The organism is Rheinheimera sp., assembly GCF_020217005.1.
Lineage (GTDB): Bacteria > Pseudomonadota > Gammaproteobacteria > Enterobacterales > Alteromonadaceae > Pararheinheimera.
On sequence record NZ_JAIWOI010000105.1, the window covers coordinates 1 to 10,000 of the forward strand.

Annotated in this window: 7 protein-coding genes; 2 read left to right on the forward strand and 5 right to left on the reverse strand. The window is 49.2% G+C overall.

Annotation, left to right across the window (positions count from 1 at the left end):
* A partial coding sequence (locus LDL40_RS05090) for a glycoside hydrolase family 65 protein (RefSeq protein WP_300994083.1) occupies positions 1-2,235 on the reverse strand: 2,235 nt, incomplete at its 3' end.
* A 255-nt stretch (positions 2,236-2,490) separates the two neighbouring features.
* On the opposite strand from LDL40_RS05090, the gene LDL40_RS05095 reads away from it, so the two are divergent.
* Together LDL40_RS05095 and LDL40_RS05100 are read left to right on the forward strand one after the other, a co-directional pair.
* Positions 2,491-3,705, forward strand: a complete 1,215-nt coding sequence (locus LDL40_RS05095) for a sugar MFS transporter (RefSeq protein ID WP_300994084.1) — start codon at positions 2,491-2,493, stop codon at positions 3,703-3,705.
* A 95-nt stretch (positions 3,706-3,800) separates the two neighbouring features.
* Positions 3,801-4,739: a ZIP family metal transporter gene (locus tag LDL40_RS05100; protein WP_300994085.1), complete on the forward strand. Its 939-nt coding sequence runs from the start codon at positions 3,801-3,803 to the stop codon at positions 4,737-4,739.
* Positions 4,740-4,755: 16 nt separating this feature from the next.
* On the opposite strand, the gene ybaK is transcribed toward LDL40_RS05100, so the two are convergent.
* The 4 genes from ybaK to LDL40_RS05120 all read right to left on the reverse strand — a co-directional run bounded on the left by ybaK (position 4,756) and on the right by LDL40_RS05120 (position 9,718).
* Positions 4,756-5,232 (reverse strand): Cys-tRNA(Pro) deacylase, encoded by a 477-nt coding sequence (ybaK, locus tag LDL40_RS05105; protein WP_300994086.1) that lies wholly within the window; start codon positions 5,230-5,232, stop codon positions 4,756-4,758.
* Between the two features lie 110 nt (positions 5,233-5,342).
* The gene (gene iadA / locus LDL40_RS05110) at positions 5,343-6,512 is read right to left on the reverse strand and encodes a beta-aspartyl-peptidase (RefSeq protein WP_300994087.1); all 1,170 of its coding nucleotides are present in this window, start codon (positions 6,510-6,512) and stop codon (positions 5,343-5,345) included.
* Positions 6,513-6,573: 61 nt separating this feature from the next.
* On the reverse strand, positions 6,574-8,022 hold the full coding sequence (gene yfcC, locus LDL40_RS05115) for a putative basic amino acid antiporter YfcC (protein WP_300994088.1): 1,449 nt from the start codon (positions 8,020-8,022) through the stop codon (positions 6,574-6,576).
* Positions 8,015-9,718 (reverse strand): cyanophycinase, encoded by a 1,704-nt coding sequence (locus tag LDL40_RS05120; protein ID WP_300994089.1) that lies wholly within the window; start codon positions 9,716-9,718, stop codon positions 8,015-8,017. The genes yfcC and LDL40_RS05120 overlap by 8 nt, the downstream gene beginning before the upstream one ends.
* Positions 9,719-10,000 lie beyond the last annotated feature (282 nt).

Here is a 10,000-nt window from a genome sequence, read left to right on the forward strand (position 1 = left end):
ACTAACCTGCACTTGTAGCACCCGGCCTCTGTAGTTGAGTTTAAATTTCAGCTCCGGCCAGGCTGCCGGCAGTTTAGGTTCAAAATACAACCCTTGTGGACGACTGCGCATACCTGCAAAACCACAGACCACAGACAACCAGCTGCCGGCCATACAGGCAATATGCACACCGTATTCGGTGTTGTGATGGTAGTTATCTAAATCCATCCGCGCTGTGTTGGCAAAAAACTGATAAGCGCGTTCCGTCTGACCTGTTTCAGCAAAAGCTACCGAATGAATGCAGCTGCTTAAACTGGAATCATGAGTGGTTAACGGCTCGTAATAGGCCAGATTGCGCGCTTTTAAATCACGCGGGAATTGCTGGTCGAGCAAATACATCGCCAGCACTAAATCTGCTTGTTTTAACACCTGATGGCGGTAAATCACCAGCGGGTGGAAATGCAGCAACAGTGGGTATTTGTCGGCAGGAGTTGCAGCAAAATCCCATGGTTTTTTCGCGAGGAAACTGTCGTCCTGCGCACTGATCTGCAGCTTGTCGTCATAAGGCAAATACATCAGTTCTGCCGCTTGTTGCCAGCTTTGGATTTCTTCTGGCGTCACAGCCAGCCTCAAGCAAAAGCTCTGATAAAACTCAGGATTTTGTGTCGCAAGCTTTGCCAAGACTTCAGCGGTAAAACTTAAATGCAGCTGCGCCATGGCGTTGGTGTAGAAGTTGTTATTCACCAAAGCCGTATATTCATCAGGCCCTGTTACCAGATGAATTTCAAAACGACCACTGTGCTGGCTGAAAAAACCCAGTTGTAGCCATAAACGCGCTGTTTCCACCAGCATTTCAGCACCGGCCTGCTGCATAAAAGCCCAGTCATCTGTCGCCAGAACGTAGCTTCGAATGGCATAAGCTATGGCGGCGTTAATATGATACTGAGCTGTGCCTGCCGGAAAATAAGCCGAACATTCATCACCGCTGATAGTACGCCATGGATACAAAGCACCTTTGTCATGCGACATCTGCCGCGCTCTGTTTTTTGCTTGGTCCAGCTGACTAAAACGCTGCAATAACAACTGACGGGCAGTGTCGGGCTGGCAAAAACTTAAAGTCGGGATCACGTAAATTTCGGTGTCCCAGAAATAATGGCCATCGTAACCAGGTCCGGTCAGGCCCTTAGCGCCAATATTGCTAACGCCATTACGGCCAGCTGATTGCACCAGACTAAATAAGTTAAAACGTAACCCTTGCTGCAGCGCCGGGTCGTCGCTGATTTGGATATCCGACTGCAACCAGAAGTCGGCTAAATACTGCTGCTGTTCTGCCGCCAGCACCGCAAAGCCATCCGTAACGGCTTGGTGCAGTACGTTTTTCGCTGCAGGCAATGGAGTGTCGGCCTGTTTGGATGCCACCTGATAACTGATGTATTTACTAAAACGAACCGCCTGCCCCTGCTGTAACTGCAGCTCAAACAATTGGGTCAGTAAGTTAGGCTCAACCTGTTGATCCATAAAGCGAACATCATCAGCAAACTGATGCACAATAGCAGACACCAGTTGGAAATCAGCACCATGCACCTGATGCAGCAAATAACTGCAATCGGCTTTATCTTTAATGCCCTGCTGCGCCACAGGTTTTAAGCTGGTTTCCAGCGCCATTTCGCCAACACGAGGGTCGTCTGGTTTAAATACCGACTTGTACTGGCCATTCAGACAAGACTTTAATAACACAGCCCCGGAGAAATTTTGTGCTGTGATGGTCCATTCAATCGCCATCAGTTCAGGACGCTGAAAACTGACTAAACGGCGGCTTTGTAGCTTGAGCTGCTTGCCTGAAGGGCTGGTAAATAACTGCTCGCGGCTTAAGATGCCGGTGCGTAAATCGAGATATCGTTCCGCAGGCTGTTCTGCCGACACCGCCAGCCAGTGCCCGTCCAGCGCCAGTTGCAGGCTTTTACCATCAGGCACTTGCAACATTTTGTCGTTATTTTTGGCAAAACCGTACGCGGACTCACCATATTGAATAGGTTCAGAGCTATAAACACCGTTGAGGTAAGTACCTTCGCAGCTGGCGCCTGCACTACAACCTTCTTCGTAGGTACCACGACTACCAATAAAACCATTTGCCAGACTGAATAAGGTTTCTTTTAACATCAACTGATCGGGGTCAAACTGCTGATCCACAAGCTGCCACTCATCAATTTCAAGGGCATGGTTTATGGTCTGGCTGGCTACTGCGGATAAAGTCACGGTGTTACCTATATCTGATATCCCCTTCGTACTTGAAGCTGCAGCTGTGTTGACTGCGCTCCTCGCCCCAATCACATAGGACCACTATGTTCATGGGGACTCGGTCGCTTGCGGCCTTGCTGCAACACCAATTACTTTGGGGATGAATTGCTCGTTATTTTTAATAATACAAGCATTGCAATCGATTGCAATAGCTGTATGATGATTTTCAGACAGGGTAAAAAACCAACAAAAAAATTAGAAACAGGTGCATCTATGCATACCATCCGCATCAAAGCAGCTTTGCTGTTGATCTATTTTATTTTCGCCATGCTGCTCAACAGCGTTGGCATAGTGATACTGCAAGTGATCCAGAATTTTCAGGTCAGTAAAGAAGCCGCCAGTGTGCTGGAAGGTTTTAAAGACCTGCCCATTGCCATAGTGTCTTTTCTGGTGGCTTCTGCCCTACCCAAACTGGGTTACAAAAAAGCGCTGCAAATTGCCTTGTTGCTAATTGCAGGGGCTTCGGTACTGATGCCGTTATTCCCTTCTTTTGACACCAGTAAGTTATTGTTTTTCTGCGTAGGTGTGGCTTTTGCACTGACTAAAGTATCGGTCTATGCCACCTTAGGTTTAATCACCAAAAGCAAAGCTGAACATGCTTCTGTGCTGAATTTTATTGAAGGTTTTTTTATGCTGGGCGTACTGACCGCCTATTGGTTTTTTGCCGCCTTTATGACAGAAGGCTCAGGCAACGGCTGGCTGGATGTGTACTGGTATCTGGCAGGTTTAAGTCTGCTGGCTTTCGCGCTGGTCAGCTCCACCAACTTCCCGGCTTTACAGTTGGACCCACAAAGCACAAGTGTGAACGACTTTGTCGCCATGCTGAAACTCACCGCCAAGCCGCTGGTGTTTGTGTTTGTTGTTTCTGCCTTTTTGTATGTATTGATAGAACAAGGCATAGGCAGCTGGTTACCGACTTTTAATAACGAAGTGCTGCATTTACCCAGCCAGTTAAGCGTGCAAATCACCAGTATTTTTGCTGCATCCTTAGCTGCAGGGCGTTTATCTGCAGGCTTTATCTTACGTTTTATTCCATGGCACCTGCTCTGTAACATCTGCCTGCTGGCGATGGCGGCATTGGTGTTACTGACTTTGCCTTTAACCCATGAAATTCAACCCGATCCTGACGTGACTTTATGGACAGCGCCTTTGTCAGCTTATCTGCTGCCACTGATAGGTTTTTTTATGGCACCTATTTACCCCATGTTAAATTCGGCCATCTTAACCAGCCTGCCGCAGCAGCAACATGCGGCTATGACAGGCTTAATAGTAGTGTTTTCCGCTTTAGGTGGCACCACAGGTTCTATAGTCACAGGCCATAGTTTTGCCGCTTTAGGCGGACAAACCGCTTTTTATCTGACGCTGCTGCCCCTGACTTTATTGCTGCTGAGCAGCAACAGTTTTCATAAACTCAAAGCGGCAGCATAAAAAGCTATGATTCAGGCTGCCGCGCTATTGCAGTAGGCAGCCTTACTTGCTCTACTGACTATCAGTGCATCCATCAGGATTCAGAAGGAATTGTTATGTCGGATCAGGTTCAATCATTGTCTGCCAACTCTGCCTGGTTTTCTGAACTGAAACAGCATGCCGGTGAACATAAACTGGCTGCTGTAGGTTTAGTTTTGGCTTTGTTTGCTGTGCTGATTTTGCTGGCACAAAGCATAGTGCATTTATCCAACTCTCCTTCTTCTGAAAACTTAAAGCTGGCGTTAATAGGCGGCACAGCAGGTTTTGTTGCTACTACCTTAGGTGCTTTGCCAGCTCTTTTATTTCGCAGTTTGCCTCAGGCGATGGAAGACAGTTTATTAGGTATAGCTGCAGGTATGATGCTGGCCGCCAGTGCTTTTTCTTTATTGTTACCGGGCATAGAAGCAGGCACAGAGCTATTTCAAAGCGACACTATGGGGGCTTTGGTCGTCGTCTTTGGTATGGCACTTGGTGTGTTGTTGATGCTGGGTTTAGATGCCTTTACCCCACACGAACACGATAAAACCGGCCCTTGTGGCCCAGGTTATCAGGCCTGCGACCGCATCTGGTTATTTGTGTTTGCCATCGCCTTACACAACTTGCCTGAAGGTATGGCGGTGGGTGTTAGTTTTGCTAATGGGGATATGTCGGTCGGTTTGCCTCTGGCCACTGCCATAGCGCTGCAGGATATACCTGAGGGTTTAGCTGTGGCTTTATCCTTAAGAGCCGCTGGTTTTAAACCGGGTTTTGCTGTTTTTGTCGCAGCCGCCAGCGGTATTTTAGAACCTTTAGGCGCTTTAATAGGCGTAGGTTTATCCAGTGGTTTTGCCGCCGCTTATCCTATGGGATTAGGTTTAGCTGCAGGCGCTATGATTTTTGTGGTGTCCCACGAAGTGATACCCGAAACCCATCGCAATGGCCATCAAACCGCAGCAACTTTGGGCTTAATGGTTGGCTTTGCGGTGATGATGGTATTGGATACCACGCTCGGTTAAGACTTAGGCTTAACTCTTAACCTTCGTGCTGACATAGGCTCACCAGCTTAGCCTTCAGGCAAGCCTGCAGATCGGCAGGCTTGAGCCCTATCTCCAGCCCTCTTTTGCCAGCGCTGACATAGATAGTTTCAAAACCAGCAGCCGAGTCGTCGATAAAAGTCCGTAACAGCTTTTTTTGCCCAAGCGGACTAACACCACCCAGCACATAACCACTGCTGCGCTCCACATCCGCAGCGGCCGCCATAGCGGCCTTTTTTGCACCAGCAGCTTTCGCCAGCTGTTTCATATTCAGCAGCTGATCCACAGGCACTATGGCGGTGACCAGCTCTTTACCATCCAAAGCCGCTACTAAGGTTTTAAACACCTGTGGCGCAGCTAAACCCAGCTTGCTCGCAGCTTCCAGACCATAAGATTCAGCCGCTGGGTCGTGCTGGTATTCCAATACCTGATGCGGCACTTTGAGTTTTTTTAGCAGCAAAACAGCGGGAGTCATGGCCGCATCCTTAGCTTTTAGTCAGGCTGCTATTGTGGAAACAAAGGTGCTGAAAAATCAACACCTTTGCTTGGCTCGATCAATAAAGAATGGATCAATAAAGAATTAACTCAGAAAAACAAGCTGCTGCGCTCTACAGCAACACGGCCATCGGAAAATAACCAGCGGCCTTTCGCCATTACAGCTTTTAATTGCAGGGTATTTTTATCAATCAGTAACAAGTCAGCATCAGCGCCGACCTGCAACTGGCCTTTGTGTGGCAGCTTTAAAATACGAGCCGGGTTTGCAGTCACCACCCGCAGCGCATCCTGCACCGGTACACCTAAACGAATCGCATCCGTCATTTCTTCGTACAAGCTGGCGATACGGCCTTCACCTAAACCAACAAAATTATTCTGCGCATCGAACATAGGCAAAGAGGCATTAGCATCGGACGAAAAAGTCAGATGCTGTAAATTCACGCCTGCTTGCACCGCCTGCAACAAGGCATCAGCACATTTAATTTCACCCTGGGCTAAATCCTGAGCCGTAGTGCTGGTGGTTAAGTCGATATAACCGCCCTGAGACACATAATCAAAACCCATCTGCAGCAAAGCCTGATTACGATTCATATGAGTCGGATAAAACTGGGTAATAGGAATATCGGTGCTTGACGCCACTTGCAGCAATTGCGTGATGCCTTCAGGTGAAGGCCCAACATGCACACTGACAATACCAGCTTTGCCTGAGAGCATTCCGCCCACACGAGCCTGCGAGGCCAGACGCGCCAGCTCCTGCACTGTCGGCTGCGACGAGCGGTGATCGGCTATCGCCACTTCACCTACCCCAATAAACTTGTCGATCAGCACCAAATCCTGCAGTAAATCGTCCATCAGGGTATAAGCCGGCACCTGATAAGAGCCGGTGTGGCAATAACAGGTTAAACCTTCTTCATCCAGCGCATGGGCCTTCGCCAACAGATTGGTTAAAGTACGGGTGACAGCATCCGTGCCAAGTACACCCACTAAAGTGGTGACGCCAGCTTCAATCGCATCTGTCACTTTCAGCTCAGAGGTGCGGCTGCGAAATCCACCTTCGCCACCACCGCCAATAATATGCGCCAGCGAATCGACTAAACCCGGCACTACATAACAATCACTGGCATCCACTGTTTGTACTATGCTGCCTTCAAGCTCTGCCTGCTCACCTAAGGCAGCAATTTGTCGTCCTGCCACCAACAGGTTGGTTTGCCCCAAAGGTTCAGGCGAATAACAGATCCCATTTACTATTCTGGTGATCATAAAAAATCCTTGTTGCTCCGGCTGACAGCAGCCCTGATTGAGAAAATTCAATAACCTGACTTCAGTAGCCTATAGCCACAGCCACACACATAGTCAGCATGCTCATGCCGGTTAGTAATAACCACAGCGGCCACATAGCGCGCAGCCACTGGGTAAACTCAACACCAGCTATGGCCAGCGTGCCCATCAAAGCTGCCGAAGTGGGATAAAACAGATGCGCTAAACCATCACCTAATTGAAAAGCCAACACAGCGGTCTGACGGCTGATACCCACCAGATCGGACAAAGGTGCCATCAAAGGCATAGTTAAAGCGGCCTGACCTGAGCCTGAAGTAACGAAAAAATTAAAACCGCTCTGAAACACCAGCATGGCCTGAGCCGCAAATAGCTCTGAGTGGCCATTGATACTGCTGGCGGCAGAATGCAGCATGGTATTTAAAATGGTGGGCTGTTCAGGATTGGTGCCGCCCAGCAGCAAAATAATGCCTTGGGCTATGCCCACCACTAAAGCTGCAGGTAACAACTGAGAGGCGCCGGTTTTAAAGGCGTCGACATAGTCATTTAAACCCGCATTATTTAGTTTCAGCACTGTGCCTAAGGTCATAGCCACAATAGCCATCACAAAAAACTGTGTGGCAATTTCACGCAGAAAATAGCCCTGAGTTACCACACCCCAGACCACCCACACCATGCCAGCTACTAAGGTCAAAACGACCAGCGAATGGCCCCAGTGAAACTGGTGCTCAATCTGAAAATCAGTCTGAGTATCAGCTTTACGTCTGAGCCGTTCCGCCCGCCAGATAAACCAGGCGATATAACTCAGCGTAAAGGCCAGCCACATGGCAATCCGAAAACCCGAGCCGGACAAAGGCGGCAAACCGGCAATACTCTGAGCTATAGCCACAGAAAAGGGGTTCATCCAGGACGTGGCAAAACCTATCTGAGTGGCACCATAAGTCAGAAGCACAGCAGTAATAGCGTCGTAGCCCAGCATTCGTACCAAAGGCACCAACAAAATAGCAAAGGCCATCGCCTCTTCACCCATGCCAAAAATAGCGCCGCCTAAGGAAAAAAACAGCGCCATCACAGGCAATAACAAGCGGGCTTTGTGCTGCATTTTGCTGATCAACAGCTTCAGCAATTCATCCACAGCGCCAGTGCGCAGTAGCACACCAAAACTGCCGCCCACCAGCAGAATAAAAATAATCACGCCAATGGCTGAGCCATTTCTGGAGCCCGAGGTCATGCCGTCAAAAAATGCCGTCAAGACACCGGTTTTTTCACCGTCGGCAAATAAAGACACAGCCTGAGGCTCGCCGTTATGTGCAGTGCGGTAACTGTCGGCCAGCAACAATTGCCGCCCTGTGTTGGTATCCAAAGCTGTATCAAACTGACCTTGCGGCACTATCAAAGTCAGCAAGGCTGAGCAAAGTAATACCGCAAACACAATCAGCAAGGTATCTGGCATCCGCCAGCCTGTTGCTTTGATGCCGGATGGCAACTCACTCATAAGTCACCTGTAGACTCATAGGCAAGCTCAGGTAACGCCAGCGGCCATCTTCGCGCTGACAAGCCTGCACCTTGCCTGGTAAGGCTTGCCAGACCCGACCATCTACAGCAGAATAAGTATCAGGTGCTACTTTGTTGTTATCTACCAGATCAGGCGCAGTGCATTGCAGCTTGGCCTGCTGAATACCTTGCTGGAAAAAGGCGGTATCACCTGCGAGTAAACGACTGAACTTCATACCTGATGCAACCCAGCCTGTGGTTTTATCGCCTTGTTTTACAGCCTTTGCTTTCGCTTCGCTGGCATCTGCGATCCAGACACCACCCCGGCCTTCGACTTGTAATTGCGCTGTGTCCGGGTCAATAAAATTAGCCCGCAGCACTGTGGCTTCGTCCATACCAAAACCAAAATCTGTATTGGTATCGATCAATAAACGTAATAACCGGCCTTCGCGGTTGCGCTCACGAAAATGCGTGTCTGTCACCCCTAAAGTAAAAGACTGCAAGCCACCTGCAGCTCTATAGGTTAACCAGCTGCCATCCAAATCTGAGCTGCAGCTTTGATGGTATTGGCATAAAGGGGCATTAGGTTCGGTAGCATAAGCACCATACTGCAGTGCTTTTACCGTTTGACCACCACTGATCATCGGGATCTTTTTCTTTGCATAACCCGCCTGCACTGCAGTACCAGCGCTGGAGCCAGCCAGTGGTACTCCGGCATCAATACGCTGATGCAATAGCCTGGCAAGTTCAGTAAATTCGCCCGGCTTTTTCTGCAGACTACGCATGGTCAGCGACTGATCGCCACCGTTAATAAAAATAGCGTCAGCCTCCAACAGCAACTGCTTCATCAAATCAGGATTGCGGCACATCTGCTGCTGATAGGCTGCCAGCTCCGGGTAACGTTCAGATCGTTTATACTGACCATTCCAGCGGAATCGATCCTCGTCTAAAGTGTCACAGTTACCTGCCTGCACCAAAGCAGGTTCTATCGGCAACCAGACCGCATCAGCACCAGCTGCATTAAACAACTGCAGGTAATAATCCACCCAATCCATAGGGCTGTTGGAGGAAGCGCTGATCAGCACTAACTTAGGTTTTTGTGCTGTCACTTTGGCAACGGCTGCTGCACCAGAGGTTTTGGCACGCGCTAGTGCACGGTTTTTCGCTGACTGAATAAAATGCTGAAACATCTGCTGCACATAAAGTTCTGTGCCGTCAAAATAGACTTTAACCTGAGCTGTGCTGCCGTCTTTCAGTACAGGCCGCTGTTCAAATACATCATCCAGTAAATTCTGCTCGTCGTCAGATAACTCAAAGCGCTCAAATTCGCTATACCAGCTGTCTTCCGGCCAGTCTTTGTTTTGCATCTGCTCTAATTTAGTCAGTAGCAAGGGTTTGACCTGCTGCGCTCGAGCCGCTTTATCCGGCCATTTGGGCAAAGCTTTGAATTCAGCGATGCGTTTAGCATCAGGCTTGAATGTTTTTTCAGTCACGCCCTGATGCTGCTGAAAATAAGCGGCAGCTGCGGCTTGTTTATCTGGCGCACAACGTTTGAGTTCCACACTGGAACAAATAGGCTCGCCGCCGCCAAACAACCACAGTTCTTTACCTGCAGTCAGTTCCGCCGCCTGAACAGATGCACAGAAGCTCAAGGCCAATGGCAGTAGAGTGAGAGATTTCTTAGATGGATTTAGCATCAGATTTAATTCCGTTACGCCAGTTGCTTTTCGCCTGGCTATTTAATAACGCAACACTTCGTCCCCCCAATGCGCAGGGTCATTGGTGCGCCAGCTCGACGACAAGCCTTCGAGCCCCCGGCAACATAGATCACTATGTGCCCGGGGCAAGAAGGCGCAGTCAACAAAGCTGCGGCTTCAAGTACGAAGGGGATTTAGAAGGAATAACGGGCTGTTAACCTTACTGAACGTGGGCTCTGATAGTTTTGATCGTTCAGGAAGTTCGGGTTTTGGCCTTCATCT